Source organism: Streptomyces sp. NPDC047841 (assembly GCF_040704085.1).
GTDB lineage: Bacteria > Actinomycetota > Actinomycetes > Streptomycetales > Streptomycetaceae > Streptomyces > Streptomyces argyrophylli.
In genome coordinates this window covers 359,951-374,141 of record NZ_JBEYRP010000004.1, presented here as the reverse complement: position 1 = coordinate 374,141, position 14,191 = coordinate 359,951, and the positions used below count along the sequence as shown (strand labels likewise).

The 14,191-nt window shown below is 71.8% G+C and carries 13 protein-coding genes; 6 read left to right on the top strand and 7 right to left on the bottom strand.

What is annotated here, in order from left to right; genetic code table 11:
- Nucleotides 1-29 precede the first annotated feature (29 nt).
- Both AB0947_RS08520 and AB0947_RS08515 read left to right on the top strand, forming a co-directional pair.
- Nucleotides 30-878, top strand: coding sequence for an isoprenyl transferase (locus tag AB0947_RS08520; RefSeq protein ID WP_366749518.1), 849 nt, complete (start codon nt 30-32; stop codon nt 876-878).
- 40 nt (nt 879-918) lie between these two features.
- Complete coding sequence (locus AB0947_RS08515) at nt 919-2,244, top strand: histidine-type phosphatase (RefSeq protein ID WP_366749517.1); 1,326 nt, start codon at nt 919-921, stop codon at nt 2,242-2,244.
- A gap of 22 nt (nt 2,245-2,266) precedes the next feature.
- On the opposite strand, the gene AB0947_RS08510 is transcribed toward AB0947_RS08515, so the two are convergent.
- The 4 genes from AB0947_RS08510 to AB0947_RS08495 are packed head-to-tail and all read right to left on the bottom strand — an operon-like array spanning nt 2,267 to nt 5,407.
- Nucleotides 2,267-2,686 (bottom strand): Fur family transcriptional regulator, encoded by a 420-nt coding sequence (locus AB0947_RS08510; RefSeq protein ID WP_366749516.1) that lies wholly within the window; start codon nt 2,684-2,686, stop codon nt 2,267-2,269.
- A 59-nt stretch (nt 2,687-2,745) separates the two neighbouring features.
- Entirely contained in the window at nt 2,746-3,648 is a 903-nt protein-coding gene (locus AB0947_RS08505) for a metal ABC transporter permease (protein ID WP_366749515.1), read from the bottom strand.
- Complete coding sequence (locus AB0947_RS08500; RefSeq protein WP_366749513.1) at nt 3,648-4,418, bottom strand: metal ABC transporter ATP-binding protein; 771 nt, start codon at nt 4,416-4,418, stop codon at nt 3,648-3,650. The genes AB0947_RS08505 and AB0947_RS08500 overlap by 1 nt, the downstream gene beginning before the upstream one ends.
- An 11-nt stretch (nt 4,419-4,429) precedes the next feature.
- Nucleotides 4,430-5,407, bottom strand: coding sequence for a metal ABC transporter substrate-binding protein (locus AB0947_RS08495; RefSeq protein WP_366749512.1), 978 nt, complete (start codon nt 5,405-5,407; stop codon nt 4,430-4,432).
- A gap of 160 nt (nt 5,408-5,567) precedes the next feature.
- Between AB0947_RS08495 and AB0947_RS08490 the strand changes: the two genes are divergently transcribed.
- Nucleotides 5,568-6,950 (top strand): glycine--tRNA ligase, encoded by a 1,383-nt coding sequence (locus AB0947_RS08490; RefSeq protein WP_366749511.1) that lies wholly within the window; start codon nt 5,568-5,570, stop codon nt 6,948-6,950.
- Between the two features lie 67 nt (nt 6,951-7,017).
- Here AB0947_RS08490 and AB0947_RS08485 read toward each other — a convergent pair whose 3' ends face one another.
- Complete coding sequence (locus AB0947_RS08485) at nt 7,018-8,061, bottom strand: chitinase (protein WP_366749510.1); 1,044 nt, start codon at nt 8,059-8,061, stop codon at nt 7,018-7,020.
- Nucleotides 8,062-8,246: 185 nt separating this feature from the next.
- Here AB0947_RS08485 and AB0947_RS08480 point away from each other — a divergent pair, with 185 nt between their 5' ends.
- Both AB0947_RS08480 and AB0947_RS08475 read left to right on the top strand, forming a co-directional pair.
- Nucleotides 8,247-9,257: an aldo/keto reductase gene (locus tag AB0947_RS08480; RefSeq protein ID WP_366749509.1), complete on the top strand. Its 1,011-nt coding sequence runs from the start codon at nt 8,247-8,249 to the stop codon at nt 9,255-9,257.
- 25 nt (nt 9,258-9,282) lie between these two features.
- Complete coding sequence (locus AB0947_RS08475) at nt 9,283-9,888, top strand: TetR family transcriptional regulator (protein WP_366749508.1); 606 nt, start codon at nt 9,283-9,285, stop codon at nt 9,886-9,888.
- 173 nt (nt 9,889-10,061) lie between these two features.
- Here AB0947_RS08475 and AB0947_RS08470 read toward each other — a convergent pair whose 3' ends face one another.
- Nucleotides 10,062-11,489 (bottom strand): MFS transporter, encoded by a 1,428-nt coding sequence (locus AB0947_RS08470; protein WP_366749507.1) that lies wholly within the window; start codon nt 11,487-11,489, stop codon nt 10,062-10,064.
- A 190-nt stretch (nt 11,490-11,679) separates the two neighbouring features.
- On the opposite strand from AB0947_RS08470, the gene AB0947_RS08465 reads away from it, so the two are divergent.
- Nucleotides 11,680-12,549 carry a helix-turn-helix transcriptional regulator gene (locus tag AB0947_RS08465; RefSeq protein WP_366749505.1) on the top strand — a complete coding sequence of 290 codons (870 nt, stop codon included), beginning with the start codon at nt 11,680-11,682 and terminating at the stop codon, nt 12,547-12,549.
- Between the two features lie 97 nt (nt 12,550-12,646).
- Here AB0947_RS08465 and AB0947_RS08460 read toward each other — a convergent pair whose 3' ends face one another.
- The gene (locus AB0947_RS08460; protein ID WP_366749503.1) at nt 12,647-14,098 is read right to left on the bottom strand and encodes an MFS transporter; all 1,452 of its coding nucleotides are present in this window, start codon (nt 14,096-14,098) and stop codon (nt 12,647-12,649) included.
- Between the last annotated feature and the right edge of the window lie 93 nt (nt 14,099-14,191).

Genomic DNA, 14,191 nt, shown 5'->3' with positions numbered 1-14,191 from the left:
CACGGCACGTTCGAGGAGACGAGAAGCACATGGTCGTACGCGGGATCCTGGGGCGCCAGCGGCGCGAGTACAGGGCGCCGGAGCCGCACCCCTCCGGTGCCCGCGCGCCCAAGCTCCCGGGTGAGCTGGTCCCGGAGCACGTGGCGATCGTCATGGACGGCAACGGGCGGTGGGCCAAGGAGCGGGGGCTGCCGCGCACCGAGGGGCACAAGGTCGGCGCCGAGCGGGTGCTGGACGTGCTCCAGGGCTCCATCGAGATCGGCGTCCGCAACATCTCCCTGTACGCCTTCTCCACCGAGAACTGGAAGCGGTCGCCGGAGGAGGTCCGCTTCCTGATGAACTTCAACCGGGACTTCATCCGCAAGACCCGCGACCAGCTCGACGAACTGGGCGTCCGGGTGCGCTGGGTGGGCCGGATGCCGAAGCTGTGGAAGTCGGTGGCGAAGGAGCTCCAGGTCGCCCAGGAGCAGACCAAGGGCAACGACCTGCTCACCCTGTACTTCTGCATGAACTACGGCGGCCGTGCGGAGATCGCCGACGCGGCGCAGCGGCTCGCCGAGGACGTGAAGGCGGGCCGGCTCGACCCGTCCAAGGTGAACGAGAAGACCGTCCAGAAGTACCTGTACTACCCGGACATGCCGGACGTCGACCTGTTCCTGCGGCCGAGCGGTGAGCAGCGCACGTCCAACTACCTGCTCTGGCAGAGCGCGTACGCCGAGATGGTCTTCCAGGACGTGCTGTGGCCCGACTTCGACCGCCGTGACCTGTGGCGGGCGTGCGTCGAGTTCGCCTCCCGCGACCGCCGCTTCGGCGGCGCCGTCCCGAACGAGCAACTGCTCGCCATGGAAGCCGCCATGAAGGGCGATTCCACCTCGTAGCCACCGGGGGTTCACGCGGGCCGCCGAGGATACGGGACCCATGAGACGTCTGACCCCTGTCCTCGCCCTCGGCGCCCTGCTGCTCGCCGCCCTGCCCGCGCACGCGGCGGAAGGGCCCGCGCACCGCGGGAGTTACGGCACCAAGGCGCCCTACGCGCCGCGGCAGGACCCGCACGGGTACCAGCGGCCCCCGGCCGGGTTCGAGCCGGTCTTCACCGAGAACGTGTCCCGGCACGGCTCCCGCGCGGCCACGGACAGCGAGGACGGGGACCTGGTCCTCGCGCTGTGGGACAAGGCCGAGGCGGAGGGACAACTCACGCGCAAGGGTGAGGAGTTCGGCCCGACGGTCCGCGCCCTGGAAGCCGCCATGGCCGAGGTCGGCTACGGCAACCTCAGCGGGCGCGGCAAGCGGGAGCTGGCGGACACGGCCGTCCGCATGCAGCGGCGGCTGCCCGCCCTGTTCAAGGAGATCGCGGACGACGGGGAGCGGATCGACGTCGTCACCTCGGGGCAGGGGCGGGCCGTGGACAGCGGCACCGCGTTCACGGACGCCCTCGCCGGGGCCGACCCGGCGCTGGAGCCGCTCATCGGGCCGGCCCGCACCGACAAGGACCTGCTGTACTTCCACAAGGCGGCGGGCGGTGCCGCCTACCGCGACTACATCGCGGGCGACCAGCGCCTCAAGGACACCCTGAGCCGGATCACCGGCCAGGCACGGACGCGGCAGGCCGCCCGCAGCGTGCTGCGGAAGATCTTCAAGGACGCCTTCGTGGAGCGGATCACCGACCAGGCGGGTGCCGCGGAGGCCGTCTACAACCTGTACGCCATCGCCCCCGCGATGACCGAGGAGAGCCCGGGCGGCGCCGGCTGGGGCATGGAGCGCTTCGTCTCCCCCGCGGACGCGGCCTGGTTCGGGTACCTCGGGGACGCGGAGGACTTCTACGAGAAGGGTCCCGGCTTCGCCGGCAGCGACATCACCTACAAGATGGCGGACGTCCTGCTGGACGACCTGTTCCGGCAGGTGGAGGCCAAGCGCGCCGGCACCAGCCGGCTCGGCGCCGAGCTGCGCTTCACCCACGCCGAGGAGATCATCCCGCTGGCCGCGCTGATGGGTCTGCCGGGCAGCACGAAGCCGGCGGCGCCGGGGGAGCCGTACACCTACGCGGACAACCCGTGGCGGGGCGCCGCCGTCTCCCCGCTGGGCGCGAACATCCAGTGGGACGTCTACCGCGGGGGCGGCCGCTGGCTGGTGCGGATGCTCTACAACGAGAAGGAGACGGCGTTCAAGGAGGGCTGCCGCCCGGTCGCGAAGGGCAGCGCCTTCTACGACCTGGACGAGCTGGAGCGCTGCTTCGGGCGCGGCTGAGCCGGGGCGGGCGCCCGGGCGGTCAGCCCTGGGCGCAGCCGGCGCAGTCGGCACACGTGCCGAAGATCTCCACGGTATGGGCCACGTTGACGTAACCGTGCTCGGCGGCGATCGCCTCGGCCCACTTCTCCACCGCCGGGCCCTCCACCTCCACCGCCTTGCCGCAGGCGCGGCAGACCAGGTGGTGGTGGTGTTCGCCGCTGGAGCAGCGGCGGTAGACGGACTCGCCGTCGGACGTGCGCAGGACGTCGACCTCGCCGGCCTCGGCGAGGGACTGGAGGGTGCGGTAGACCGTGGTCAGGCCGACGGAGTCGCCCTTGTGCTTGAGCATGTCGTGCAGTTCCTGCGCGCTGCGGAACTCGTCGACCTCGTCCAGGGCCGCCGCCACGGCTGCACGCTGGCGGGTCGCGCGGCCCTTCACGGGCGGTCCAGCGGTCGTCACCGTTGCCTCCTCACGTCTGCTGCTGCCCGGGCCATTGTGCCAGCCCGGGCCGTCCGCGGTCAGACGCCGGCTTCCTCTCCGGCACCCCGCGCGGCCGGAATCACGCACTCCGCGGGGTCCCCGGCGGGCCGGGCCGCGGCGGCCGCGCGGGCGCGTCGCCGGGCCAGCGAACCGGCCAGCGCGGTCAGCGCGAGGAACGCGGCGATGGTGAGCAGGACGATCGTGGCGCCGGGCGGGACGTCCTGGTAGTACGACGTGACCGTGCCGCCGACGGCCACCACCACCCCGATCGCCACCGCGGTGACGAAGGTGACGGTGAAGCTGCGGGCGAGCTGCTGCGCCGCCGCCACGGGGACGACCATCAGCGCGGACACCAGCAGCAGGCCGACGACCCGCATGGCGACCGTCACGGTGACGGCCGCGGTGACCGCCGTCAGCAGGTTCAGCGCGCGCACCGGCAGGCCCGTGACCCGCGCGAACTCCTCGTCCTGGCTGACCGCGAACAGCTGGCGGCGCACGCCCAGCGTGACCAGCAGGACGAACGCGGCGAGCACGCAGATCGCGGTCACGTCGGACTCGGACACCGTCGACAGGGAGCCGAACAGGTACGACGTCAGGTTGGCGGTGGAGCCACCCGGCGCCAGGTTGATCAGCATGACGCCGCCGGCCATACCGCCGTAGAACAGCATGGCCAGGGCGATGTCGCCGCGGGTCCTGCCGTACCAGCGGATCAGTTCCATCAGGACCGCGCCCAGGACGGAGACGGCCGTCGCCATCCACACGGGCGACGTGGACAGCAGGAAGCCGAGGCCGACGCCCGTCATGGCCACGTGCCCGATGCCGTCGCCCATCAGGGCCTGGCGGCGCTGGACCAGGTAGATGCCGATCGCGGGCGCGGTGATGCCGACCAGCACGGCGGCCAGCAGCGCCCGCTGCATGAAGGCGTAGTTCAGGAAGTCCATCAGCTCAGCAGTCCCGTGCGGATCGGTTCGGCGCCCGCGGGTGCGTGCGGGTGTACGTGGTCGTGGCCGGGCAGGGCGTGCTGGCCGACCGCGCGCGGGGGCGGGCCGTCGTGCAGCACGCAGCCGTCGCGCAGGACGACCGCCCGGTCGATCAGGGGCTCCAGCGGGCCCAGTTCGTGCAGCACGAGCAGGACCGTCGTACCGGCCGCGACCTGCTGCTCCAGGGTGCGCGCCAGGATCTCCTGGCTGGCCAGGTCGACGCCCGCCATCGGCTCGTCCATGATCAGCAGCTCGGGCTCGGCGACCAGCGCGCGGGCGATCAGCACGCGCTGGTGCTGGCCGCCGGAGAGGGCGCCCGCGGAGTCCTTGGCGCGGTCCGCCATGCCGACCAGCTCCAGGGCACAGCGCACGGCCTCCCGGTCGCTCCTGCGGAAGACGCCGAAGCGGGTGCGGGACAGGCGGCCCGAGGAGACGATCTCGGTGACCGTCGCCGGGACCCCGCCCGCGGCCGTCGTCCGCTGCGGTACGTAGCCCACGCGCGCCCAGTCCCGGAAGGACCGGCGCGGGGTGCCGAACAGCTCGACCGTGCCGCCGCTCACCGGCACCTGGCCGATGATCGTGCGGATCGCCGTGGACTTGCCGGAACCGTTCGCGCCGAGCAGCGCGACGACCTCGCCGCGGCCGACGGTGAGGTCGATGCCGCGCAGTACGGGGCGCGCGCCGAGTTCGGCGGTCACGCCGCGCAGGGCTATGACAGGCTCGCTGGTCATCTCGTCTCCTGTCACTTGGCGCCCAGCGCCTGCTGGAGCGCCTTGAGGTTGGCCCGCTGGACCGCGAAGTAGTCCGTGCCGCGGGACTTGCCGGTGATGCCCTCGATCGGGTCGAGGACGTCGGTCTTCAGGCCCGCGTCCTTCGCGATGGTCCTGGCGGTCTTGTCGCTGACGAGCGTCTCGTAGAAGACCGTGGAGACGCCGTCGGCCCTGGCCATCCTCTCCAGGTCCCGGACGCGGGCGGCGCTCGGCTCGGACTCGGGGTCGAGGCCGGTGATGGCCTCCTCGGTGAGCCCGTAGCGCTCGGCGAGGTAGCCGAAGGCGGCGTGCGTGGTGATGAAGACCTTGCTCCTGGTGTGGGCGAGGCCGTCCTCGAACTCCGTGTTCAGGCCGTTCAGCTGTTTCACCAGGGCCGCGGTGTTCTTCCTGTAGTCGGCGGCGTGCTTCGGGTCGCCCTTCTCGAAGGCCTTGCCGACGCCTTCGGCGACCTGGGCGTAGCGCACCGGGTCGAGCCAGATGTGCGGGTCCTTGCCGGTGGATTCCCCGCCCTCGTGGTCGTGCCCGGGCGCGTGGCCGCCGACCTCGCTGCCGTGCTCCTCCAGCGTGGTCAGGGAGGCCGCGTCGATCTTCGTCGCGACCGGGGACTGGGCCACGGCGTCGTCGACGGACGGCTGGAGGTTCTTCAGGTACAGCACCGCGTCGGACTCCTCCAGCGAGGCGATCTGCCGGGGGCTGATCTCCAGGTCGTGGGGCTCCTGGCCGGGCGAGGTGAGGGTGGTGACGTGGACGTGGCCGCCGCCGATCCGCTCGGCGAGGAAGGCCATCGGGTAGAAGGACGCGACGACGTCGAACTTGCTCGTGTTGGCCGCGACCGCTTTGTCGCCGGAGCAGGCGGACAGCGAGCCGATCCCGAGTGCGGTGACCGCGGCGACCGCGGCGGCGGGTATTTGGCGCTGCGCGCGGGACCGGGTGTGACGTCGTACGTTCATGACAGTCATTTTCAACAAAGATGGAAACCGTTGTCAACAACGCTCGTCAGGCGGTCTGGGCAGGGGCCGATTTGGTCGTGGGGGAGCATGCGCCGGTAACCTGAATCATTCGCTGGAAGCATCTCGCTTCAACGCCCGTCGTCGTAATGAAGAGAGCACCGTGGCCGCCGACAAGATCGACACCATCGTCAGCCTGAGCAAGCGCCGTGGCTTCGTTTTCCCCTGCAGTGAGATCTACGGCGGACAGCGTGCCGCCTGGGACTACGGACCGCTCGGTGTCGAGCTGAAGGAGAACATCAAGCGCCAGTGGTGGCGCTACATGGTGACGTCGCGCGAGGACGTCGTCGGTATCGACTCGTCCGTCATCCTGGCCCCCGAGGTCTGGGTGGCCTCCGGCCACGTCGCCACCTTCACGGACCCGCTGACCGAGTGCACCGCGTGTCACAAGCGGTTCCGCGCCGACCACCTGGAGGAGGCGTACGAGGAGAAGAAGGGCCACGCCCCGGCGAACGGCCTCGCGGACATCAACTGCCCGAACTGCGGCAACAAGGGCCAGTTCACCGAGCCCAAGCAGTTCTCGGGTCTGCTCTCCACGCACCTCGGCCCGACCCAGGACTCCGGCTCGGTCGCGTACCTGCGCCCCGAGACCGCCCAGGGCATCTTCACCAACTTCGGCCAGGTGCAGACCACCTCGCGCCGCAAGCCGCCGTTCGGCATCGCCCAGATGGGCAAGTCCTTCCGCAACGAGATCACGCCGGGCAACTTCATCTTCCGCACCCGCGAGTTCGAGCAGATGGAGATGGAGTTCTTCGTCAAGCCGGGCGAGGACGAGCAGTGGCAGGAGTACTGGATGGAGCAGCGCTGGAACTGGTACACCGGCCTGGGCCTGCGTGAGGAGAACATGCGCTGGTACGAGCACCCCAAGGAGAAGCTCTCCCACTACTCCAAGCGCACCGCCGACATCGAGTACCGCTTCCAGTTCGGCGGCTCGGAGTGGGGCGAGCTGGAGGGTGTCGCCAACCGCACCGACTACGACCTCTCGGCGCACTCCAAGGCCTCCGGCCAGGACCTCTCCTACTTCGACCAGGAGGCCGGCGAGCGCTGGACGCCGTACGTCATCGAGCCGGCGGCGGGTGTCGGCCGCACCATGCTGGCCTTCCTGCTCGACGCCTACGTCGAGGACGAGGCGCCCAACGCCAAGGGCAAGATGGAGAAGCGCACGGTGCTGCGCCTGGACCACCGCCTGGCCCCGGTGAAGGTCGCCGTGCTGCCCCTGTCGCGCAACCCCGAGCTGTCCCCGAAGGCCAAGGGCCTCGCCCAGGCGCTGCGGCAGAACTGGAACATCGAGTTCGACGACGCCGGTGCCATCGGCCGCCGCTACCGCCGCCAGGACGAGATCGGTACGCCGTACTGCGTGACCGTCGACTTCGACACCCTCGAGGACAACGCGGTCACCGTCCGCGAGCGTGACTCCATGAAGCAGGAGCGCGTGTCGCTCGACCAGATCGAGGGCTACCTGGCCCAGCGTCTCGTCGGCGCCTAGTCACACCACCGGATGCCGGGCGGCCCGCCGACGCGGGCCGCCCGGCATCCGTGTGTCCGCCCCCGGCTCAGCGGCCCTGGAGCGCCTTGACGTTGTCGCCGAAGGTCCAGTTCTTCGCGCCGTCCCAGTTGACCGACCACGTCATCAGGCCCTTGAGCGACGTGCCGTAGTGCTGCCACGCCTGGGAGACCAGCGACGGGGACATGTAGCCGCCGCCCGCGCCGGACTGGGCGGGCAGGCCCGGCACCTGCTTGTCGTACGGCACCCTGATCGTGGTGCCCTGCACCACCAGGCCCTTGTTCAGGCAGTCGGTCTGGGCGGTGAAGCCCTGCACCGTGCCGGCCGCGTAGGAGTCGCCGGAGCAGCCGTACATGCTGCCGTTGTAGTACTGCATGTTCAGCCACCACAGGCGGCCGTTGTCCGCGTACTTCTTGACGATGGGCAGGTACGCGCCCCAGATGGAGCCGTAGGTGACGCTGCCGCCGGTGACGTACGCCGTCTCCGGGGCCATCGTCAGGCCGAAGCCGGACGGCATCTGCGCGAGGATCCCGTCGATGATGCGGATCAGGTTGGCCTGGGAGGTGGAGAGCTGGCCGATGTTCCCGCTGCCGACCAGGCCCGTCTCGATGTCGATGTCGATGCCGTCGAAGTTGTACTTCTTCAGGATGGGCACGATCGTCGCCACGAAGCGGTCGGCCACGGCGGAGGAGCTGAGGTCGATCCCGGCCGCCGCGCCGCCGATGGACAGCAGGATCGTCTGGCCGGACGCCTTGGCCGCGCACATCTCCGCCGGGGTGGCCACCTTCACGCCGGCGTCCATGCCGTCCTCCCACAGGGCCGTGCCGTCGGAGCGGATCACCGGGAAGGCCGCGTCGATCACGTTGTAGCCGTGCGCGGCGATGCGGGAGTCGGTGATCGGGGTCCAGCCGAAGGGCGGGTGGACCCCGTTGGCGGCGCCGTCCCAGTTCTCCCAGTACCCCTGGAGCACCTTGCCCGCCGGCTTCGGCTTCACCGCGCAGGTGTCGGCGGCGGAGGCGGCGGGCGCGGTGGCGATGCCGAGCGGGACGAGGAACGCCGCGGTGAGCGCGGTGGCGAGCAGTCGTCTGATCATGCGGGGCCTCCCGGTGGGGGTGCGGTGAGGTGTCGTAGTCATGACAGTGCGGGTGGTCCAGACCTCTCGTCAATAGGTCTGGACCAATCGATCGAGGGTGGTGTGCCGGGGGCGGCGGGGGAGTCGCTGACAAGATTGGAGTGACAGATATTGAAATCTGTCACCTGTCATGCGACAGTGGGGTCATGACGATGCGAACCCGAACCCTCGGCACCACCGGCCCCCAGGTCTCCGCCCTCGGCCTCGGCTGTATGGGCATGTCCGGCATGTACGGCGAGGCGGACCGCGCCGAGTCGATCGCCACCCTCCACGCCGCCCTGGACGCCGGAGTGACCCTGCTCGACACCGGCGACTTCTACGGCATGGGACACAACGAGCTGCTGATCGCCGAGGCGCTGCGCTCCGCCCCGGCCGGCCTGCGCGACAACGCGCTGCTGAGCGTGAAGTTCGGCGCCCTGCGCGACCCGGACGGCGGCTGGTCCGGCTCCGACGGACGCCCGGCCGCCGTGAAGAACTTCGCCGCGTACTCCCTCCAGCGCCTCGGCGTCGACCACATCGACGTCTACCGCCCGGCCCGGCTCGACCCGGACGTGCCGATCGAGGAGACCGTCGGCGCGATCGCCGAACTGGTCGAGAAGGGCTGGGTCCGGCACATCGGCCTCAGCGAGGTCGGCGCGGACACCATCCGCCGGGCCGCCGCCACCGCCCCGATCGCCGACCTCCAGATCGAGTACGCGCTCATCTCCCGCGGCCCCGAGCGGGAGATCCTGCCCGTCCTGCGCGAACTGGGCATCGCCGTCACCGCGTACGGCGTGCTCTCGCGGGGGCTGCTCTCCGGTCACGTCACGGCCGGCCGGCAGTTCGCCGCGAACGACTTCCGCGCCCACTCGCCCCGCTTCCAGGGCGACAACCTCCAGCACAACCTGACCCTCGTCGAGTCCCTGCGCAAGATCGCGGAGCAGAAGGGCGTCACGGTCGCGCAGATCGCCATCGCCTGGGTGCTGTCGCGCGGCGAGGACGTCGTGCCGCTGGTCGGCGCCCGCACCCGCGAGCGGCTCGGCGAAGCGCTGGGCGCGCTGGACGTGACGCTGGACGCGGACGACCTCGCCGCCATCGAACGCGCCGTACCGGCGGACGCGGCGGCCGGCGAGCGGTACGCCTCGGAACAGATGGCCCAGCTCGACAGCGAGCGGTGACCGGCACGCCGGGTACGGTCTAGGCATGCCACCGACCAGCGAGACCCTGACCGCCGAGCGCATCCTCGAAGCCACCGAGGAGGTGCTGCGCCGCCACGGGCCCGCCAAGGCCACCGTGGTCGACGTGGCCCGCGCGCTCGGCGTCAGCCACGGCAGCGTCTACCGGCACTTCCGCACCAAGGCGGCGCTGCGCGAAGCGGTCACCAAGCGCTGGCTGGACCGGACCTCGCAGCGGCTCGCCGGGATCGCCGGCGCCGACGACCGGTCACCGGAGCAGCGGCTGCGGGACTGGCTCGCCGCCCTGTTCGCCGCCAAGCGGCACAAGGCGGGCGACGATCCCGAGCTGTTCGCCACCTACACCGTGCTGGCCGGGGAACTCGGCGGCGTGGTCCGGGAGCACATAGCCGACCTCACCGGCCAGCTGACCCGGATCATCGCCGCGGGTGCCGAAGCGGGCGTCTTCCGCGTGTCCGACCCGGCCACCGCGGCCCGCGCCGTCTTCCACGCCACCGGCCGGTTCCACGACCCCGGTTACGCCCGTGAGTGGACGGACCCCGGCATCGACGAGGAGTTCGAGGCGGTCGTGGATTTGCTGGTACGGGGGTTGCGCACGGCCGACGGGCGGGGCTGAGCGGGGGCGACCCGCTCGGGCCGGCCCGCGCTCAGCCCACCGTGCGCGGGAGCCGGAGGCTCAGCTGCCCGGACGGCAGCGTGCCCGGCGTCGCCAGCGAGCGTCTTCCCGGGGGCTGGGTATGGCCGACGGGCAGGGGTGAGCCGGGGCGAACCGGCCGGGTCGGCCCACGCTCAGCCCACCGTGCGCGGGAGTCGCAGGCTCAGCAGCCCCGTCAGCACGATCCCGGCCAGCTGCACCAGCAACGTGCTGACCAGCGCGTCCCGCATGCCGACGTGCGGCACCAGGGTCAGGAACAGCGTGCCCAGCGTCGCCACCCCCAGCGCCAGCGCCGACTGCTGCGTCGTCACCATCACCCCGCTGCCGACCCCGGCCCGCGCGGGCGGCACCTCCGACATCACCAGCCGCATGATGTTGGGCAGTTGCAGCGCCTGACCCGCGCCGGCCACCGCCGCGCCCGGCAGCAGGGAGACGATGTCCAGCCGCGGCCAGTCCCGCCACGCGGCCAGCGCGATCAGCAGCACGCCCGCCCCCTGGAGCACGGACCCGGCCGTGACCACCCGCGTGCCGAAGCGGGCGATCAGCCGGGGCCCGGCGAGCGAGGCGAGCAGGAACGCCACGGCCATCGGCGCCAGCGCCAGCCCGGCCGGCACCGGACCGAGCCCGGCGCCCTGCTGCAACGCCAGCGCGATCATGAACATGAACCCGCTGAAGCCGATGGAGAACGGCACCATCAGCTCCAGACCGCGCCGCATCGACGGCACCCGGAACAGGCTCGGCGGCACCAGCGGCGTCCGCCCCGACCGGTCCGCCCGCCGCTCCACCACCCAGAACGCGCCCGCCGCGAACGGGAACGCGGCCAGCGACAGCCACGTCCACAGCGGCCAGCCGGCCGCCCGCCCCTCGGTGAGCGGCGCGAGCAGCGTCAGCAGGGAGACCGCGAGCAGTACGGTGCCCGGCCCGTCCACGGGCTCGGGGTGCTGCGACCGGGTCTCCGGCACGAACCGCGCGGCGAGGACGAGCCCCAGCACGACCACCGGCACATTGACGAGGAAGATGGCCCGCCACCCGGTCCCGGCGATGTCGGCGGCGACCAGCACCCCGCCGAGGATCTGCCCGGCGACCATGGACAGCCCGGCCGTGGCGCCGTAGAGGCTCATGGCCTTGGCCCGGCGCGTGCCACTCGTGGCGGACTGGATGGTGGCGAGCACCTGTGGCAGCATCGCGGCGGCCGAGGCCCCCTGCGCGACCCGGGCCGCGACCAGGCTCCAGGCGCCGGGCGCCAGCCCGCAGGCCAGTGAGGTGAGCCCGAAGGCGGCCATCCCGGCGAGGAACAGCCGGCGCCGGCCGAACAGGTCCCCGAGCCGCCCGCCGAGCACCAGCAGCACGGCGTACGCGACCCCGTACCCGGCGACGACCAGCTCCAGCACGGCCTCGCCCGCGGCGAGATCGGCGCCGATGGTCGGCAGCGCGACGTTGACGATGAAGAAGTCGACCAGCGGCAGCGCCGCGGCCAGCAGGACGGTGAACAGCCCGGGCCCGGTGAGCGCGGGCGGCGCCGCCGTCGGCCGGACGGCGGGGGCGGTGACGGTTTCACTCATGCTCCCGAGCCTGGAATACCGCCCAGGCTGGTACCAGAGTCTCCTCATCCTGGTAGCCGGACTACCCGGAACCACCAGCAGGCCGGGCCGGTTTCCGGACCCGACTCCGGGTCATGCTGGTGCTCTGCGGCCCTTGTCCTGGTACTCGGAGCACCTGGAAACAGGCTGGCCGGACCGGCACCCTGGACCCATGACGACCTCGGTCCAGGAAACCCGGGCGCCCGCCCGGGGAGCGGAGATCCGCCGGCACGAGCTGGCCGCGTTCCTGCGCAGCAGACGGGAGCGCATCACGCCGGAGCAGGTGGGCCTGCCGCGCGGGGCCCGCCGGCGCACCCCCGGGCTGCGCCGCGAGGAGGTCGCTCACCTCTCCGCGGTCGGCGTCACCTGGTACACCTGGCTCGAACAGGCCCGTGACATCCAGGTCTCCGTCCAGGTCCTCGACGCCCTCGCGCGCGCCCTGCGCCTGGACGCCAGCGAACGCGCCCACCTCTTCCAGCTGGCCGGCGCGACGGACCCGACCCCGGCGGCGAACTGCCCGAGCGTCACCCCCGCGCTGCGCGAGATGCTGACCGGGCTGGAGCCGGTCCCGGCCTGCATCCAGAACAGCCGGTACGACATCCTCGCCTACAACCGCACCTACGCCCGCCTCCTGGGCGACCTGGACGCGGTCCCGCCCGAGGACCGCAACTGCATGCTCCTCGTCCACACGAACAAGGAGTGGCAGGCGGCGGTCGTCCACCTGGAGAAGACCCAGCGCCTGATGGCCGCCCGGCTGCGCGCCGCCCTGGCCGGCCATCTCGGCGAGCCCGCCTGGAAGGTGCTCCTGAAGCGGCTGGACGAGTCACCCGCCTTCCGCGAGAACTGGCGGCGCTACGAGGTGGTCGACACCCGCTCCAAGTCCAAGGAGTTCCTCAACCCCCACGTGGGCCTCCTCAGCCTGGAGCACACGGACCTGTGGCTCGCCCCCGAGGTGGGCGCCCGGATGGTCACGTACACACCGAGGAACGAGGAAACCAGGAAACGCTTGGAGAAGCTGTACGAGATCGCCTGCGCCTGCTGACCCCCGGCCGTCCGCCCCGGTGCCCGGCCGTCCACCCCGGTCGCGGTGCGGGCCGCGCCGGCCGGCAGCCTGAACGGCGGCCCGCCGGGCCTCGCCGCTACGCCTGCTTCGCGGTTTCCACGACCTGGCGCACCTCCGGTGACCGCAGGCTCTCCGCCGTGCGGTCGGCGGTGCGGCGGGCCCAGTGGCCGCTGGTCAGGAAGCCGAGGGCCAGGACGGCCAGGCCGCAGGCGGTGAGGATCCACCAGCCGGGGCGGGCCGCCGAGACGAACGCCTGCCGGTACGGGGACGAGCCGATGCCGGAGGCCAGGACGGCGCCGATGACCGCGACGCCGAGCGTCTGTCCCAGCTGGCGGCTGGTGGAGGCGACGGCGGCGGCGACCCCGGCCTGGGTGCGCGGCATGCCGGAGACGGCCGTGTTGGTGATCGGCGCGTTCACGAAGCCGAAGCCGATGCCGAAGAGGACGTAGCCGAGCAGGAGGGTGGTGTCGGAGGTCTCCGCCTCGAACGCGGCGAACAGGACAGCGCTCGCGGTCATCGCCGTACCCGCCACCAGCAGCGGCAGGCGGGGGCCGCGGCTGCCCACCAGGCGGCCGGACAGCGGGGCGCACAGGAACGTCGGCAGGGCCATCGGGAGCATCCACAGGCCCGCGTGCAGGGCGTCGAGGCCGCGCACGTTCTGCAGGTACAGGGTGGACAGGAACAGGAAGCCGCCGAGGGCCGCGAACGCGCTGATCGCGATCACGGTGGCGCCGCTGAACGGGGCCGAGCGGAAGAAGCGCAGGTCGATGAGGGGTTCGTCGCGGCGGGGCTCGTACCACAGGAGGGCCAGCAGCGCGGCGACGGCGACCACGGCGAACGGCGCCACCGGGCCGGCGCCCGACTCCGGCGCCTCGATGATCGCGTACGTCAGCGAGCCGAACAGGGCGATCACCAGCAGCTGTCCGACCGGGTCGGGGCGGCGGGCCTTGGGCGCGCGCGACTCCGGGACGAAGCGGAGGGTGAGCAGCAGGGCCGCGAGGCCGACCGGGAGGTTGACCCAGAAGATCGAGCGCCAGCTCACCGACTGCACCAGCAGTCCGCCGACCAGCGGACCCGCCGCCATGGAGATGCCGACCACCGCGCCCCACACCCCGATCGCGCGGGCGCGTTCGCGGGCGTCGGTGAAGGTGTTGGTGATGATCGACATGGCGACCGGGTTGAGCATCGAGCCGCCCACTGCCTGGACCATGCGGAACACGATCAGCAGTTCCAGGTTCGGGGCGACGGAGCACAGCGCGGAGCCGGCGGTGAACACCACCAGGCCCGCCATGAAGACGCGTTTGCGGCCGATCCGGTCGGCCGTGGAGCCCGCCAGCATCAGCAGCGAGGCCAGGACCAGTGTGTAGGCGTCGATCGTCCACTGCAGGCCGGAGGTGGTGGCGTGCAGGTCGCGCTGCATGGAGGGGAGGGCCACGTTCAGCGCGGTGTTGTCGAGGCTCACGATCAGCAGGCTCATGCAGCAGATCAGGAGCACGAGCAGGCGTCGGCGAGGGCTCAGCTCTGGCATGGGTCCCATCGTACGCCGAACTCGATAGTGCGTCTAACTAATGAGTCATGCATGGTCTCTGGGTGTCGGCCGGTGGCGCCCGCGGACGAGCCG